This is a genomic window from Pseudomonas sp. GL-R-26 (assembly GCF_019947365.1).
Classification (GTDB): domain Bacteria; phylum Pseudomonadota; class Gammaproteobacteria; order Pseudomonadales; family Pseudomonadaceae; genus Aquipseudomonas.
The window spans coordinates 316,808-331,974 of sequence record NZ_JAGYGI010000002.1; the positions used below are offsets into that span (position 1 = coordinate 316,808).

14 protein-coding genes are annotated in these 15,167 nt (G+C 59.9%); 12 read left to right on the top strand and 2 right to left on the bottom strand.

The genetic code is table 11. From position 1 onward, the window contains the following. Positions 1 to 34: 34 nt before the first annotated feature. Entirely contained in the window at positions 35 to 295 is a 261-nt protein-coding gene (locus KGA96_RS04665; protein ID WP_223511863.1) for a hypothetical protein, read from the top strand. A gap of 9 nt (positions 296 to 304) precedes the next feature. Here KGA96_RS04665 and betT read toward each other — a convergent pair whose 3' ends face one another. Together betT and epsC are read right to left on the bottom strand one after the other, a co-directional pair. Beyond that, positions 305 to 2,266, bottom strand: coding sequence for a choline transporter BetT (gene betT / locus KGA96_RS04670; protein WP_223511879.1), 1,962 nt, complete (start codon positions 2,264 to 2,266; stop codon positions 305 to 307). Between the two features lie 407 nt (positions 2,267 to 2,673). Further along, entirely contained in the window at positions 2,674 to 3,600 is a 927-nt protein-coding gene (gene epsC / locus KGA96_RS04675; RefSeq protein ID WP_223511865.1) for a serine O-acetyltransferase EpsC, read from the bottom strand. 191 nt (positions 3,601 to 3,791) lie between these two features. Here epsC and KGA96_RS04680 point away from each other — a divergent pair, with 191 nt between their 5' ends. The 11 genes from KGA96_RS04680 to KGA96_RS04730 form a co-directional block, all read left to right on the top strand. Continuing rightward, the gene (locus KGA96_RS04680; protein WP_223511867.1) at positions 3,792 to 4,784 is read left to right on the top strand and encodes a D-cysteine desulfhydrase; all 993 of its coding nucleotides are present in this window, start codon (positions 3,792 to 3,794) and stop codon (positions 4,782 to 4,784) included. A gap of 214 nt (positions 4,785 to 4,998) precedes the next feature. Beyond that, positions 4,999 to 5,799 (top strand): cystine ABC transporter substrate-binding protein, encoded by an 801-nt coding sequence (gene tcyJ, locus KGA96_RS04685; RefSeq protein ID WP_060543969.1) that lies wholly within the window; start codon positions 4,999 to 5,001, stop codon positions 5,797 to 5,799. Then, entirely contained in the window at positions 5,799 to 6,464 is a 666-nt protein-coding gene (gene tcyL, locus KGA96_RS04690; protein ID WP_046040764.1) for a cystine ABC transporter permease, read from the top strand. The genes tcyJ and tcyL overlap by 1 nt, the downstream gene beginning before the upstream one ends. Before the next feature lie 4 nt (positions 6,465 to 6,468). Next, positions 6,469 to 7,224 carry an L-cystine ABC transporter ATP-binding protein TcyN gene (gene tcyN / locus KGA96_RS04695; protein ID WP_046040763.1) on the top strand — a complete coding sequence of 252 codons (756 nt, stop codon included), beginning with the start codon at positions 6,469 to 6,471 and terminating at the stop codon, positions 7,222 to 7,224. Positions 7,225 to 7,705: 481 nt separating this feature from the next. Then, positions 7,706 to 8,470 carry a hypothetical protein gene (locus KGA96_RS04700; protein ID WP_046040762.1) on the top strand — a complete coding sequence of 255 codons (765 nt, stop codon included), beginning with the start codon at positions 7,706 to 7,708 and terminating at the stop codon, positions 8,468 to 8,470. 222 nt (positions 8,471 to 8,692) lie between these two features. After that, a complete protein-coding gene (locus KGA96_RS04705) occupies positions 8,693 to 9,925 on the top strand; it encodes an SfnB family sulfur acquisition oxidoreductase (RefSeq protein ID WP_046040761.1) in 1,233 nt (410 codons plus the stop codon). A gap of 38 nt (positions 9,926 to 9,963) precedes the next feature. After that, a complete protein-coding gene (locus tag KGA96_RS04710; RefSeq protein ID WP_046040760.1) occupies positions 9,964 to 11,157 on the top strand; it encodes an SfnB family sulfur acquisition oxidoreductase in 1,194 nt (397 codons plus the stop codon). Then, the gene (locus KGA96_RS04715; RefSeq protein ID WP_046040759.1) at positions 11,158 to 12,510 is read left to right on the top strand and encodes an LLM class flavin-dependent oxidoreductase; all 1,353 of its coding nucleotides are present in this window, start codon (positions 11,158 to 11,160) and stop codon (positions 12,508 to 12,510) included. It begins immediately after the preceding gene. 175 nt (positions 12,511 to 12,685) lie between these two features. Next, complete coding sequence (locus KGA96_RS04720; RefSeq protein ID WP_046040758.1) at positions 12,686 to 13,495, top strand: MetQ/NlpA family ABC transporter substrate-binding protein; 810 nt, start codon at positions 12,686 to 12,688, stop codon at positions 13,493 to 13,495. Between the two features lie 2 nt (positions 13,496 to 13,497). After that, the gene (locus tag KGA96_RS04725; protein WP_046040757.1) at positions 13,498 to 14,619 is read left to right on the top strand and encodes a methionine ABC transporter ATP-binding protein; all 1,122 of its coding nucleotides are present in this window, start codon (positions 13,498 to 13,500) and stop codon (positions 14,617 to 14,619) included. Next, positions 14,609 to 15,167, top strand: a 559-nt coding sequence (locus tag KGA96_RS04730) for a methionine ABC transporter permease (RefSeq protein WP_223511875.1), incomplete at its 3' end; no start/stop codon positions are given. The genes KGA96_RS04725 and KGA96_RS04730, both read left to right, overlap by 11 nt.

Genomic DNA, 15,167 nt, shown 5'->3' on the forward strand with positions numbered 1-15,167 from the left:
TTGTCAGGCAAAAAATCCAGCGGAAGCACTCACCATGCACACCACCATCATCACCACCTTCGGCCTGATCCTCCTGGCGCTGATGCTCTACATCGGCGAGAACATCGGCTTCACCCGCCAAACCCTGGCCTACAGTTTTATCTTGCTGTGGTTGGCGCTGACGCTGATCAATGGCGCAGTCGGCATAGTGCATGCCGGCCAGCCATTGAGCACCGAACTGGTGGTCGGTAGCGCCGTGTTCGGTGTCCCGGTGGCGGCGCTGGTGTTGTTCATGGTGTTGACCACCGAGACGTGAGGGCCTTGATCAACGCACCAGATGCAGGAACTGCATGTGCCGTTCGTACTGATCGAGGATGTCGTTGATGATCTGCTCCTTGGTGTAGCCCACCAGATCGTAGTCCTGACTGCCCTCGCTCAAATGCACTTCGGCCCGGTAGTAGCGGCGATTGTTGAGTTGTTTGGAACCCATACCGCCACGGGCAAACGACGGCGTGAAGTAGCCACGCATCTGCACCTGATACACGAACGGATGCTGGTCGCCGTGGCCGATTTCCAGGCTGACGCTGTCATTGGCCGGGTCCGGGTGTGTCGCTACGTGCAAACCCTTTTCGATGAACACGGCAGACACTTCTTCAATCGCCGGGCGCACCGTCGTATCGAGGAAACGATAAACCTCATCCCGCGACGGGAAATGCACCGCCTGACTCAGGCGCTGGCGCCATCCACCCTTGCCACGCCGGGATGCCGAGACCGGTGCCAGTGAATGCATCTGCGCAATCTGCTTCTGCGATTCCAGATAAAACGCCTTGTGCAGCCCCCACATCATCAACAGCAAGATCAACGAGAACGGCAGCGAAGTCAGGACCACCGCCGACTTCAACGCATCGATGCTGCCGGAAAACAGCAAAGCGCTGGTCACCAATGCGGTCATCGCGCCCCAGAACACCCGCAGCCATTTCGGCCCGTCTTCATCGGGGTTGCCGCCCTTGGCGGACAGCGTCGACAGCACCACGGTGCCGGAGTCGGCGGAGGTGACGAAGAACACGAAGCTGATGAACACCGTGACCGCGATCACGGTTTTGCTCCACGGGTAGGTTTCCAGCAGCAGGTAGAGCGTCATCGACGGATTATCGATAGCCGACATGCCGAGCGCGCTCATGCCGTGGTTGAGCACTTGATCGATGGCGCTGTTGCCGAAGATCGACATCCACGCCAGGGTGAAGCCGAGCGGGATCAACAGCACGCCGAAAACGAATTCGCGGATGGTCCGACCACGGGAAATCCGTGCGATGAACAGGCCCACGAACGGCGACCATGCAATCCACCAGGCCCAGTAGAACACCGTCCAACCGCCCAACCAGTCGCTGGGTTTATCGTAGGCATAGAGGTCGAAACTCTTCATCGGCAAGGCGCCGAGGTAATCGCCGAGGTTCTGGATCAGGGTGTTGAGCAAGTGCTGCGTGGGGCCGGCGAACAACACGAACAGCAGCAGCGCACAGGCCAGCAGCATGTTGATGTCGGACATCACCCGCACGCCCTTGTCGACGCCGGATACGGCAACGATGATCGCCGCGCCCATCATCAAGGTGATCAGGCCGACCTGAATCCATTGGGTGTGGGCGATGCCGAACAGGTAGTCCAGGCCCGAGTTGAGGTGCAACACGCCGAAGCCCATGTCGGCACCGAGGCCGAACACCGTGGCGATGATGCCGAAGCCATCCACCGCGTAGCCGATGGGGCCATTGATGCGCTTGCCGATCAGCGGGTACAACGCCGAGCGCAGGGCCAGTGGCAGGTTATGCCGGTAGGCGAAGTAGGCCAGCGCCATGCCGACAAAGGCGAACACGCCCCAGCCATGCAGGCCCCAGTGCAGAAACAGAATCTGCATCGCCTGGCGCGCCGCATCCGCCGTACCGGCCTCGCCTTGGGGCGGTTGCAGCATGTGGGTCAGCGGCTCGGACACGCAGAAGAAAAACAGGGTGATGCTGATCCCGGCGGCGAACAGCATGCCGGCCCAGGACAAATAACTGAATTCGGGTTCGTCGTGGTCGGCACCGAGCTTGATCTTGCCGTAGCCGGACAAGGCGGTGACCACCACGAAGACCAGATACAGGGTCATCGCCAGCAGGTAATACCAGCCGACCGTGTTGGCCGCCCAGTTTTGCGCCGCCAGCAACCAGGCACCGGCCTGCTCGGGCATGGCGATGACAACGACACCAAACAACAGGATGAAACTCGCCGAGAACCAGAACACCGGCGGATTCATGCGGATCAGACCGCTTGGAGGGATGGACGATGCACTCATGTTCGGTGCACCTCGAAGGGGTAAAACGTGGCTGTAGAAATCGGACTCAGCAAAGGCAAGCCTCCTGTTGTGAGCGGGCAGCGAACCGCCGGTTTAACTTGAATGAACGTTCAAGTTAAACATGAATAGGGGGCTAAGGACTAATCGCAGGGCTCGGCGGTGGTGTTCTTACGCTAGCTCAAGGGAGGAAATTTGCTGAAGACCAACAACTCGATTCGGCTTGAAATCCAATCGCGAGCAAGCTCGCTCCCACAGTGGATCCGGGTTGAACACAAAAGCTGTGAACGCCAGGAAACCCTGTGGGAGCGAGCTTGCTCCGGGCGGCGTTCCGACGATGAGGCCAGACCAGTCAACGGAGATCCAAAGGCCTACTTCTGCGCCCCATCATCATGCTGCAGATTCGCCTGGGTCAGGTTGCTGCCCGCCGGCACGCTGCGGGTCAACCAGACGTTGCCGCCAATGGTCGAGCCTTGGCCGATGGTGATCCGCCCAAGAATCGTCGCCCCGGCATAAATCACCACGTCGTTCTCGACAATCGGATGCCGAGGCTGGCCTTTCTGCAACTGACCGTCTTCGTCCGCCGGAAAGCGCTTGGCGCCCAAGGTCACCGCCTGATAGATCCGCACGCGCTCGCCGATGATCGCCGTCTCGCCAATCACCACACCCGTCCCGTGGTCGATGAAAAAACTGCGGCCGATCTGCGCTCCGGGGTGAATGTCGATGCCGGTAGCGGAGTGAGCGATTTCCGCGCTGATCCGCGCCAGCAACGGCAGCCCGGCGCGATACAAATGATGGGCCAGACGATGGTGAATCACCGCCAGAATCCCTGGGTAGCACAACAATACTTCATCGACACTGCGCGCCGCCGGGTCACCGTGATAGGCCGCGAGCACGTCGGTGTCCAACAGGCTGCGCAACCCAGGCAAAGCGAGGGCAAAGTCCTGAATGATCTGGATGGTCCGGGCTTCGACTTCAGTTTCGGCCTGGTCACTGTGGCGCGCGGCGTAGCGCAATTCGAGTCGCGCCTGGGCCAACAGCGCATTCAACGCCACATCCAGGGTGTGGCCGACGTAGAAGTCTTCGCTCTCCTCGCGCAGGTCAACCGGCCCCAGGCGCATCGGGAACAACGCACCACACAGGGCTTCGAGAATGTCCGCCATGGCTGCGCGGGACGGTAATTCTCGACCGCCCTGCTCGCCGCTGGCCCGGCCGTTTTGTGCACGCCACTGTTCACGTGCCGTGCGCAGCTGGCTGACGATGGTCTGCAATTGCCAATGGCTGGAACGCTCACTCACGGTAAAAAACTCCTCACGGGCGGCCGGACTGTCTGGCCGCACTGACGGCGATTACTTTACGGCAAGGGTCACGAGGCAAATTAAGAACCAATAGTGCTGTGCTCAGTTCGATTGGCTATAAGCGATTGGCGGTTGCCCCAACTTTTTGGCGTGCCTATAGTCCTGAGATCTTCAACCGCCAGTACGGACTCATGATCAAACAACAGCTCGCCCGCTTTAACCGCCTCGACCTGCTCGGTCAGCCCACCGCCCTCGAAAAACTCGAACGCCTGTCGACCTGGCTGGGCCGAGACCTGTACGTCAAGCGCGATGACCTGACACCGCTGGCAATGGGCGGAAACAAGCTGCGCAAACTCGAATACCTGGCCGCCGATGCCTTGGCCCAGGGTGCTGACACCTTGATCACGGCGGGCGCGCTGCAATCGAACCACGTGCGCCAGACAGCCGCCATTGCCGCCAAGTTGGGTCTGGGCTGCGTAGCCCTTCTGGAAAACCCTCTCGGCACTGACGACAGCAATTACACCGGCAACGGCAACCGGCTGCTGCTCGACCTGTTCGATGCCAAGGTCGAACTGGTGGAAAACCTCGACAACGCCGACGAGCAACTGCAAGCCTTGGCCAACCGACTGCGCAGCAACGGCAAGAAGCCGTACCTGGTGCCGATCGGTGGCTCCAATGCGCTGGGCGCCCTGGGCTACGTGCGCGCCGGGCTGGAACTGGCCGAGCAGATCAAGGACACCGGCCTGACTTTCGCCGCCGTGGTCCTGGCCTCGGGCAGCGCCGGTACCCACAGCGGCCTGGCACTGGCCCTGAGTGAAGCACTGCCGGATCTGCCAGTAATCGGCGTGACGGTTTCGCGCAGCGATGAAGACCAGCGGCCAAAGGTTCAAGGCCTGGCCGAACGCACCGCCGAGTTGCTGGGCGTGAATCTGCCGGAGGCTTTCAAGGTCGAGTTGTGGGACGAGTATTTCGCCCCGCGTTATGGCGAGCCGAATGCCGGCACACTCGCGGCGGTGAAGCTGCTGGCGAGTCAGGAAGGCTTGCTGCTGGACCCGGTCTACACTGGCAAGGCCATGGCGGGCTTGCTGGACGGGATCGGCCGTCAGCGCTTCGACGAGGGGCCGATTATCTTCCTGCACACCGGCGGGGCGCCGGCGTTGTTTGCCTATAAGGATTTTCTGTAAGCGATCTTTTCCTACGAAAGACATATTCAATTAACGAATAACAAATAGAATATTTATTATTTTCCTATCTAACGGCATCATCTTATAGTCACGCCGCAGGCGAATTTGCAGCGAGACGCATAAGCTGCATTAGGGCAGGATATCGCAGTCGTCCGAATCCCGAATTTGCCAACTTTCCTTAAGCGTCTTCCATAAGAAAACACAGGGGCTTGTCATGAATTTTTCCGCATTACGTCGCAATCTGCTGGTGGGCTCGCTGGGCCTGGCTCTGAGCGCCGGCCTGATTGGCCAAGCCGTTGCCGGTGAGCAACTGCAAAAAATCAAAGACGCTGGCGTGATCAACGTCGGTCTGGAAGGCACTTACCCTCCGTTCAGTTTCGTCGACGCCGACGGCAAACTGGCCGGCTTCGAAGTCGAGTTCTCCGAAGCCCTGGCCAAAGAGCTGGGCGTGAAGGTCAAACTGCAACCGACCAAATGGGACGGCATCCTCGCGGCCCTGGAATCCAAGCGTCTGGACGCAGTGATCAACCAGGTGACCATCTCCGAAGAGCGCAAGAAAAAGTATGACTTCTCCGAGCCGTACACCGTTTCCGGGATTCAGGCGCTGGTGCTGACGAAGAAGGCCGCCGAGCTGAACATCAAGTCCGCCGCTGACCTGTCCGGCAAGAAAGTCGGCGTAGGCCTGGGCACCAACTACGAAGAGTGGGTGAAAGCCAATGTGCCGACCGCTGACATCCGCACCTACGAAGATGATCCGACCAAGTTCCAGGACCTGCGTGTCGGCCGTATCGACGCCATTCTGATCGACCGTCTGGCCGCACTCGAATACGCCAAGAAGGCCAAGGACACCACCGCCGCCGGTGATGCGTTCTCCCGTCAGGAAGCCGGCATCGCCCTGCGTAAAGGCGAGCCTGAACTGCTGGCCGCGGTGAACAAGGCAATCGATAAACTGCGAGCCGATGGCACCCTGAAAAAGCTCTCGGAAAAATACTTCAACGCTGACGTCACTCAATAATGGGAGAAGCTTTCCAACTCGCACTGGACTCCGCGCCCTTTCTGCTCAAGGGCGCGTATTACACGGTCATCCTCAGCCTGGGCGGGATGTTCTTCGGCCTCGTGATGGGGTTCGGTCTTGCGCTGATGCGCCTGTCGCGCTTCAAACTGGTGAGCTGGATCGCCCGCATCTACGTGTCGTTCTTTCGCGGCACGCCGTTGCTGGTGCAACTGTTCGTGATCTATTACGGCTTGCCGCAATTGGGTCTGGAACTGGATCCGCTGCCGGCGGCCCTGATCGGCTTCTCGCTGAACATGGCCGCCTACGCCTGTGAAATCCTGCGTGCCGCGATCAGCTCCATCGAGCGCGGCCAGTGGGAAGCCGCTGCCAGTATCGGCATGACCCGCGCGCAGACCCTGCGCCGGGCCATCCTGCCGCAGGCGATGCGCACCGCATTGCCGCCGCTGGGCAACAGCTTCATTTCGCTGGTCAAAGACACCGCGCTGGCCGCTACCATCCAGGTGCCAGAACTGTTCCGGCAGGCGCAGCTGATCACCGCCCGCACCTTCGAAATCTTCACCATGTATCTTGCCGCCGCACTGATCTACTGGGTCCTGGCCACGGTGCTTTCGCACCTGCAGAACCAGTTGGAAGCGCGGGTCAATCGGCACGACCAGGAGTCCTGACCCAATGATTGTCGTGGAAAAACTGACAAAGCAGTTCAAGGGTCAAGTCGTGCTCAATGGCATCGATCTTGAGGTCAAGGAAGGTGAGGTGGTCGCGATCATCGGCCCTAGCGGTTCGGGCAAGACCACCTTCCTGCGCTGCCTGAATTTTCTGGAAGAACCCACCAGCGGCCGGATCAAGGTCGGCGATATCGAGATCGATACCAGCCGCCCACTGAACCAGCAGCAGAGCCTGGTGCGACGTTTGCGCCAGCACGTAGGTTTCGTGTTCCAGAACTTCAACCTGTTCCCCCATCGCACCGCTCTGGAAAACGTTATCGAAGGCCCGATCATCGTGAAGAAGATCGCGCACGCCGATGCCGTTGCCCTGGGTAAAAAGCTCTTGGCCAAGGTTGGCCTGGCGGGTAAGGAAGACGCCTACCCGCGTCGCCTCTCCGGTGGTCAGCAACAGCGCGTGGCGATTGCCCGGGCGCTGGCGATGGAACCGGAAGTGATCCTGTTCGATGAGCCGACCTCGGCCCTCGACCCGGAGTTGGTGGGCGAGGTATTGGCAACCATCCGCGGCCTGGCCGAAGAGAAGCGCACCATGGTGATCGTCACCCACGAAATGGGCTTTGCCCGGGACGTGGCCAACCGTGTGGTGTTTTTCGACAAGGGTGTGATCGTCGAGCAAGGCGAAGCGAAGGCGTTGTTTGCCAACCCGAAAGAAGAGCGGACAAAACAATTTCTCAGCAAATTCCTGAACAACAGCCACAACTAACAAGCCCGCTCAACAATAGTCACCTTCCATGGACGGAAGTGACGCCCCCCGAAAAAATATTTTACCAATACCAAACTAACCCCCTCTATTCGATATACATATTTTGTACGCGAACGCGGTACATATATATGCGTCGCAACAATTAAACTCCATCTCACCACCCGGTTCCTTTCGCAGATCCTAGCCGACCACGCGCGCCAAACTGCCAATTTACAGCCACTTTCAGCGGACAAATTCGACACACCGGCATGGTTTACTTACTTAGCACCGTAGGAACTTTCTGAATAACATCACACTTCAGCCATAACTAACAAATCTCATTGACACTTGCCCACCCTGACTCTTATCTAGTCTCCGACCTACATCACTCATCACGCCCAGTCCATTATTTCAATTAAAAATAATGAATGGTTTTGCTGCTCGATATTTAGTTTTTGAATTCCCAGAAACGGACTTCGTTGCAAGACTTCAAGGAGACTTCATGAAAAGCACCTCGAACAAATCCGGGCTTGTGGCCCCGACCCTGGCGCAATCCAACAAGACCGGCATCAACGTCACTTGCGCGGCGCACCTGCTCATCGATGTGGCGCCCTACCCCGCCATGGACGAAGGCGACCTGATCGAACTGTTCTGGGACAACTGCTACGTAGCCTCCCGCGTGCTGACGGCCAGCGATGCCGGCCAACCGGTGCAACTGCGGGTGCCTGAAAGTTTTGTCGCCAACGGTACCTCGCACATTCACTACCGGGTCATGCAGGTTGGTCGAGACCCGGTGGTTTCGGCCGGCCGAAACGTGCAGATCAAACTCGACTGCCCCGGCGGCCAACCCTCCGCGTTGTGCGGCGATGAAAACCAGTGCCTGGCACCGGTGGGCATTCCCGAGGCGATTCGCCGTCAGGGGGTCAATCCGAGCCAGGTCAAACGCGGTGTTCCCTTGACCATCGAACCGTACCTGAACATGGCCGTCGACGACGAAATCACCTTGCGCTGGGGCGATGTGCGCATGGATCTGCCACGGCTCAAGTCCGCCGATGTGGGTCAGCCGGTTCAGGTCTGGATACCGCCGGCCATCATCCTCGAAGCCGGCGAAGACCTGCGGCTGGAAGTGACGTACTGCATTCTCGACCGGGTGGGTAATAACTCCCGCTGGGCGCCAGCCCGTACGCTGAAGATCGGGTGTGCAAATACCTATCTGAAAGTCCCGAAGAAACAGCCCCTCAAGGCTGCTGAACCCCGTAGACGATGAAGAAGCCTCTGTGGGGGATCATCCTTCTATGTATATTCCTAAAAGTTAGTTCATAAAATATTTATACACGTTTAGGGTATATACACCGGACCACCGGACATCCTTGTTTTCATGCGCGGCCACAAGCGGCGCTTCCATAAGATGTGAGGTAGGTATGGTCCGGAACACAATCACCCCAGTGCAGATCGCCAGGGCATTGCGTGCAGCCAAGGAGCGGCACTGATGTCCAGTCTGGCAGATGCAAACGTCCAGAGTGACCTGGACATCGCCCCCCTGTTGTTGCCCGCAAAAGTCTTGCGCAATGACGCTCAAGCCATCAAGGCGGCCCACGAACTGGCGCAAGTCGCCAGCCTGCAAGCGGCCAAACGGGACCGTCAGCGCAAGCTGCCGTGGGCGGAAATAGAACAGTTCACCCGCAGCGGCCTGGGCAGCATTTCCATCCCCCGCGAGTACGGTGGCCCGCAGGTTTCGTTCGTTACCCTGGCCGAGGTCTTCGCGATCATTTCCGCGGCAGACCCGGCGCTTGGGCAGATCCCGCAAAACCAGTTCGGCATTCTTAACCTGGTGCTCGGCAGCGCCACCGAAGCGCAAAAAAAACAGCTGTTCAAAAGCGTCCTGGATGGCTGGCGCATCGGCAATGCCGGGCCGGAACGCGGCAGCAAAAACACCCTGGAACTGAAGGCACGCATCACCGCTGACGGCGTCCTCAATGGCCAGAAGTTTTATTCCACTGGCGCACTGTTCGCCCATTGGGTCGCGGTCAAAGCGTTGAACGATGATGGCAAGCAAGTGTTGGCGTTCATCCGGCGCGGCACACCGGGATTGCGCATCGTCGATGACTGGTCCGGGTTTGGTCAGCGCACCACCGCCAGCGGCACGATTTTGCTCAACAACGTGCAGGCCGATCCCGAACTGGTGGTGGATAACTGGCGGATCAACGACACGCCGAACATCCAGGGTGCTGTCTCGCAGCTGATTCAAGCGGCCATCGACGCCGGTATCGCCCGAGGCGCCATCGACGACGCCATCGACTTCGTGAAAACCCGCGCCCGGCCGTGGATCGACGCCAAGGCCGAACGGGCCAGCGATGACCTGTACGTGATCGCCGATATCGGCAAGTTGAAAATCGAATTGCACGCCGCCGAAGCGCTGCTGCGCAAGGCCGGACAAGTGCTCGATGAAGTCAGCGCCGCACCACTCACCGCCGAGTCTGCCGCCCGCGCCTCGATTGCGGTGGCCGAAGCCAAAGTGCTGACCACCGAGATTTCGTTGCTGGCCAGCGAAAAACTGTTCGAACTGGCCGGCAGCCGCGCGACCCTCGCCGAATTCAACCTCGACCGCCACTGGCGCAACGCCCGGGTACACACCCTGCACGACCCGGTGCGCTGGAAGTATCACGCGGTCGGCGCCTATCGCCTCAACGGCACGCTGCCTAATCGCCATTCCTGGATCTGACGACCAGAACACTTTTTGCCAGAGCTCTGGAGAAACACATGACAAGTTCTCACCACGTCGCTGTCATCACCAGCGATGAGCAAGCCCTGATCGTCGCCAGCGACCTTGCCGAAGACTTCAAACGCGACAGCGCCACACGCGACCGCGAGCGCCGTTTGCCACACCCGGAACTGGAAGTGTTTTCCCGCTCGGGCCTGTGGGGCATCAGCGTGCCAAAGGAATACGGCGGCGCCGGTGTTTCCAACGTCACCCTGGCCAAGGTCATCGCCTTGATCGCCCGGGCCGACGGCTCCCTGGGGCAGATTCCGCAGAACCATTTCTATGCCCTCGAAGTACTGCGGGTGAACGGCAGCCACGAGCAGAAGCAACGCCTGTACGCCGAAGTCTTGGCCGGCCAGCGCTTCGGCAATGCGTTGGCCGAACTCGGCACCAAAACCGCACACGATCGCGTCACCAGCCTGACTCGTGACGGCAGCGGCTATCGCATCAATGGTCGCAAGTTCTACGCCACGGGCGCGATCTACGCCCAGCGCATTCCCACCTCGGTGGTGGATGAAAACGGCGTGCAGCAACTGGCGTTCGTCCCACGCGACAGCAAGGGCCTGAGTGTGATCGACGACTGGAGCGGCTTCGGCCAGCGCACCACCGGCAGCGGTTCGGTGGTGTTCGAAGATGTCTACGTCGCTGCCGAAGATGTCATCCCCTTTCAGAGCGCTTTCGAACGCCCGACCCCGGTCGGCCCGCTGGCGCAGATTCTCCATGCCGCCATCGACACCGGCATCGCCCGCGCTGCCTATGAAGATGCGCTGCATTTCGTGCGCACCAAAACCCGGCCGTGGATCGACGCCACCCACGAAAAAGCCACGGACGATCCACTGACCCTCAAGAGCTTCGGCCACCTGAGCATTCGCCTGCACGCCGCCGAAGCACTGTTGGAGCGTGCCGGTGAATACCTCGACAAGGCCCAGGACGACACCCAGGCCGAGACGGTCGCCGCCGCGTCGATTGCCGTCGCCGAAGCCCGCGCCCTCAGCACCGAAATCTCCCTGGCCGCCGGCAGCACGCTGTTCGAACTGGCCGGCAGCCAGGCAACCTTGATCGAACACGGCCTCGACCGCCACTGGCGCAACGCCCGGGTGCACACCCTGCACGACCCGGTGCGCTGGAAGTATCACGCAGTGGGCAATTACTACCTCAACGATGAAAACCCGCCACTGCGGGGGACCATCTGAATGGCCAAGAAAAAGATCCTGCTCAACGCGTTCAACATGAACTGCATCGGGCACATCAACCATGGCTTGTGGACACACCCGCGCGACACGTCCACCCGCTACAACACGATCGAATACTGGACCGAACTGGCGCAGCTGCTGGAGCGCGGGCTGTTCGACGGCCTGTTCATCGCCGACATCGTCGGGGTCTACGACGTCTACCAGAACTCGGTGGACGTGCCGTTGAAAGAGTCGATCCAGTTGCCGGTCAACGATCCGTTGTTGCTGGTCTCCGCGATGGCGGCGGTGACCAAAAACCTTGGCTTCGGCCTGACCGCCAACCTCACTTACGAAGCGCCGTATCTGTTCGCCCGACGCCTGTCGACGCTGGATCACCTGAGCCGTGGGCGGGTTGGCTGGAACATCGTCACCGGCTATCTCGACAGCGCCGCCAAGGCCATGGGCCTGAGTGAACAGGTCGAGCATGACCGCCGCTATGACCAGGCCGACGAGTACCTGGAAGTGCTCTACAAACTCCTGGAGGGCAGTTGGGAAAACGGCGCGGTGCTGAACGATCCGCAGCAGCGGATCTACGCGCAGCCGGACAAAGTGCACAAGGTCGAGCACAAGGGCGAGTTCTATCAGGTCGAGGGTTATCACCTGTGTGAACCCTCGCCGCAGCGCACGCCGGTGCTGTTCCAGGCCGGCAGTTCGGATCGCGGCTTGCTGTTCGCCGGGCGACATGCCGAGTGCGTATTCATCAGTGGCCAGACCAAGGCATCGACCAAGGCGCAGGTGGACAAGGTGCGCGCCAGCGCCGTCGAAGCCGGGCGCAATCCCGAGGACATCAAGGTGTTCATGGGGCTGAACGTGATCGTTGGCGCCACCGAAGAGCTGGCCTGGGCCAAGCACGCCGAATACCTGAGCTACGCCAGTGCCGAAGCCGGCGTTGCGCACTTCTCGGCGTCCACCGGGATCGATTTTTCCCAATATGAAATCGACGAGCCGATCCAGTACGTGAAGAGCAACGCGATCCAGTCTGCCACCAAACACCTTCAGAACAATGATTGGACACGACGCAAACTGCTGGACCAACACGCCCTCGGCGGGCGTTACATCACCGTGGTCGGCTCACCGCAGCAGGTGGCGGATGAACTGGAATCCTGGATTGCCGAAACCGGTCTCGATGGTTTCAACCTGACGCGGATTGTCACGCCGGAAAGCTATGAGGATTTCATCGAGCTGGTGATTCCCGAGTTGCAACGGCGGGGCTCGTACAAGACGGCGTATGACAGCGGCACCTTGCGAGAAAAGCTGTTCCGCGAGGAGGCGTTTTTGCCTGAACAGCACACCGGCTCGCACTACCGACACTAAACCCTGTGGCGAGGGAGCTTGCTCCCGCTCGACTGCGCAGCAGTCGAAAATCTGCTGATCCGATTTATCTGTCGCACCTTATCGGATGCTTCAGGGCTGCTTCGCAGCCCAGCGGGAGCAAGCTCCCTCGCCACAAATGTGAACCCAATACTGATAATTGACTGGATAACTCATCATGAAAAAGAACTACTTCTCCCACCCAGTCAAAGCACTGGCCCTGGCCCTCGGCCTCTTCAGCTCGGTGACCTTCGCCGCCGACGCACCGCTGAAAATCGGCACCACCGCCGCCTTCGCCATTCCTTTGGAAGCGGCGGTTGAAGAAGCTGGCAAACAAGGCCTGAAAGTCGAACTGGTGGAGTTCAGCGACTGGATCGCGCCGAACGTAAGCCTGGCTTCAGGCGACATCGACGTGAACTACTTCCAGCACATCCCGTTCCTGGAAAACGCCAAGGCTGCGTCGGGTTTCGACCTGGTGCCGTTCGCACCGGGCATCATCAACAACGTCGGCCTCTACTCGAAGAAATACAAAAGCTTCGACGAACTGCCGCAAGGCGCCAGCGTGGCCATCGCCAACGATCCGATCAACAGTGGTCGTGGCTTGCAGCTGCTGGCCAAGGCCGGCCTGATCACCCTCAAGCCCGGCGTCGGCTACAAGGCCACCGAAGAAGACATCATCGCCAACCCGAAGAAGATCAAGATCCTCCAGGTCGAAGCCGTGCAACTGGTACGCGCCTATGACGATGCCGATCTGGTGCAGGGCTACCCGGCCTACATTCGCTTGTCGAAAACCTTCGATGCCGGCGCCGCATTGCTGTTCGACGGCCTCGATCACAAGGAGTACGTGATTCAGTTCGTGATCCAGCCCAAGAGCAAAACCGATCCGCGCCTGATCAAGTTCGTCGACATCTACCAGCACTCACCCGCTGTGCGCGCCGCACTGGATAAAGCTCACGGCAAGCTCTATCAAGCCGGTTGGGAAAGCTGAACATGACCGCCGCCATCCAACGGCGACTGGAGATTCCAGAGCCGCAAAGCGCCGAGCACACTGAACTGCATCCCGAACTGAACCATGCCCATGTTCGCTTCATCGGCCTGGGCAAAACCTACAACGGCCAGCAAGGCCCGGTGGCCGCGTTGCACGGCATCGACCTGGCGATCCAGCGCGGCGAAGTGTTCGGCATCATCGGTCGTAGCGGCGCTGGCAAGTCGTCGTTGATCCGCACCATCAATCGACTGGAACAGCCGAGCAGCGGTCGGGTGCTGATCGATCAAGTGGACATCGGCGAGTTCGACGAAGACCGCCTTGTGGCGCTACGTCGGCGCATCGGCATGATATTCCAGCACTTCAACCTGATGTCGGCCAAGACCGTTTGGCAGAACGTCGAGTTGCCGTTGAAAGTCGCTGGCGTGCCGAAGGAACAACGCGAGCAGAAGGTCCGTGAACTGCTGGAACTGGTGGGTTTGCAGGCCAAGCACAAGGCTTACCCGGCGCAGTTGTCCGGCGGGCAGAAACAGCGCGTGGGCATTGCCAGGGCGTTGGTGCATGACCCGGAAATTCTGCTGTGCGACGAAGCCACTTCAGCGCTGGACCCGGAGACCACGCAGTCGATCCTCGGCCTGCTGCGCGAGATCAATCAGCGCCTGGGCCTGACCATTGTGCTAATCACCCACGAGATGGCGGTGATCCGTGAGATCTGTGATCGCGTGGTTGTCCTGGAACACGGGCGCATCGTCGAGCAAGGGCCGGTGTGGGAAGTGTTCGGCAATCCGCAGCATGAGGTCAGCAAGACATTGCTGGCACCGTTGCAATACGCACTGCCGAAAGAGCTGCAAAGCCGTTTGCAGCCGCAGCCAAAGTCATCGGACGCCGCCGTGGTCCTGCGCTTGCAGTTCACCGGCAGCCAACGCGACGAACCGGACCTGGCGGCATTGTTCAGTGCCCTCGGAGGCCGTGTGCGATTGCTGCAAGGCGGCGTGGAACGGATTCAGGGCCATGCCCTCGGGCAACTGCTACTGGCGGTGACCGGCTCGACTCTCGGTGCCGAAGAGTTGCGTCAACGCGCCTCCCATTGGGCGCAACAGGTGGAGGTACTGGGCTATGTGGTTTGATCGCTTGCTGCAGGGTTTTATCGACACATTCTTGATGGTCGGCGTGTCGTCGTTGATCGCGCTGTTGGCGGGCATTCCGCTGGCGGTGATCCTGGTCACCAGCTCCAAGGGCGGCATCTACGAAGCCCCGGCGTTGAACCGCGCACTGGGCGCGTTCGTGAACCTGTTTCGCTCGATTCCGTTCCTGATTTTGATGGTGGCGCTGATTCCGTTCACCCGATTGATCGTCGGCACCACCTACGGCGTGTGGGCGGCCGTAGTGCCGCTGACCATCGCGGCCACGCCGTTCTTTGCACGCATTGCCGAGGTCAGCTTGCGCGAGGTCGATCATGGACTGATAGAAGCAGCGCAAGCCATGGGTTGCCGGCGTTGGCACATCGTTTGGCATGTGTTGTTGCCGGAAGCGCTGCCAGGGATTGTCGGCGGGTTCACCATCACCTTGGTCACCATGATCAACTCATCGGCCATGGCCGGGGCGATTGGCGCGGGTGGGTTGGGGGACATTGCCTATCGGTATGGGTATCAGCGCTTTGATAGCCAGATCATGC

Excerpts from the sequence above, each read along its gene's own strand:
- KGA96_RS04665 (WP_223511863.1), top strand. The coding sequence starts at position 35 with ATGCACACCACCATCATCACCACCTTCGGCCTGATCCTCCTGGCGCTG.
- betT (WP_223511879.1), bottom strand. The coding sequence starts at position 2,266 with ATGAATCCGCCGGTGTTCTGGTTCTCGGCGAGTTTCATCCTGTTGTTT.
- KGA96_RS04680 (WP_223511867.1), top strand. The coding sequence starts at position 3,792 with ATGATCAAACAACAGCTCGCCCGCTTTAACCGCCTCGACCTGCTCGGT.
- tcyJ (WP_060543969.1), top strand. The coding sequence starts at position 4,999 with ATGAATTTTTCCGCATTACGTCGCAATCTGCTGGTGGGCTCGCTGGGC.
- tcyL (WP_046040764.1), top strand. The coding sequence starts at position 5,799 with ATGGGAGAAGCTTTCCAACTCGCACTGGACTCCGCGCCCTTTCTGCTC.
- tcyN (WP_046040763.1), top strand. The coding sequence starts at position 6,469 with ATGATTGTCGTGGAAAAACTGACAAAGCAGTTCAAGGGTCAAGTCGTG.
- KGA96_RS04700 (WP_046040762.1), top strand. The coding sequence starts at position 7,706 with ATGAAAAGCACCTCGAACAAATCCGGGCTTGTGGCCCCGACCCTGGCG.
- KGA96_RS04705 (WP_046040761.1), top strand. The coding sequence starts at position 8,693 with ATGTCCAGTCTGGCAGATGCAAACGTCCAGAGTGACCTGGACATCGCC.
- KGA96_RS04710 (WP_046040760.1), top strand. The coding sequence starts at position 9,964 with ATGACAAGTTCTCACCACGTCGCTGTCATCACCAGCGATGAGCAAGCC.
- KGA96_RS04715 (WP_046040759.1), top strand. The coding sequence starts at position 11,158 with ATGGCCAAGAAAAAGATCCTGCTCAACGCGTTCAACATGAACTGCATC.
- KGA96_RS04720 (WP_046040758.1), top strand. The coding sequence starts at position 12,686 with ATGAAAAAGAACTACTTCTCCCACCCAGTCAAAGCACTGGCCCTGGCC.
- KGA96_RS04725 (WP_046040757.1), top strand. The coding sequence starts at position 13,498 with ATGACCGCCGCCATCCAACGGCGACTGGAGATTCCAGAGCCGCAAAGC.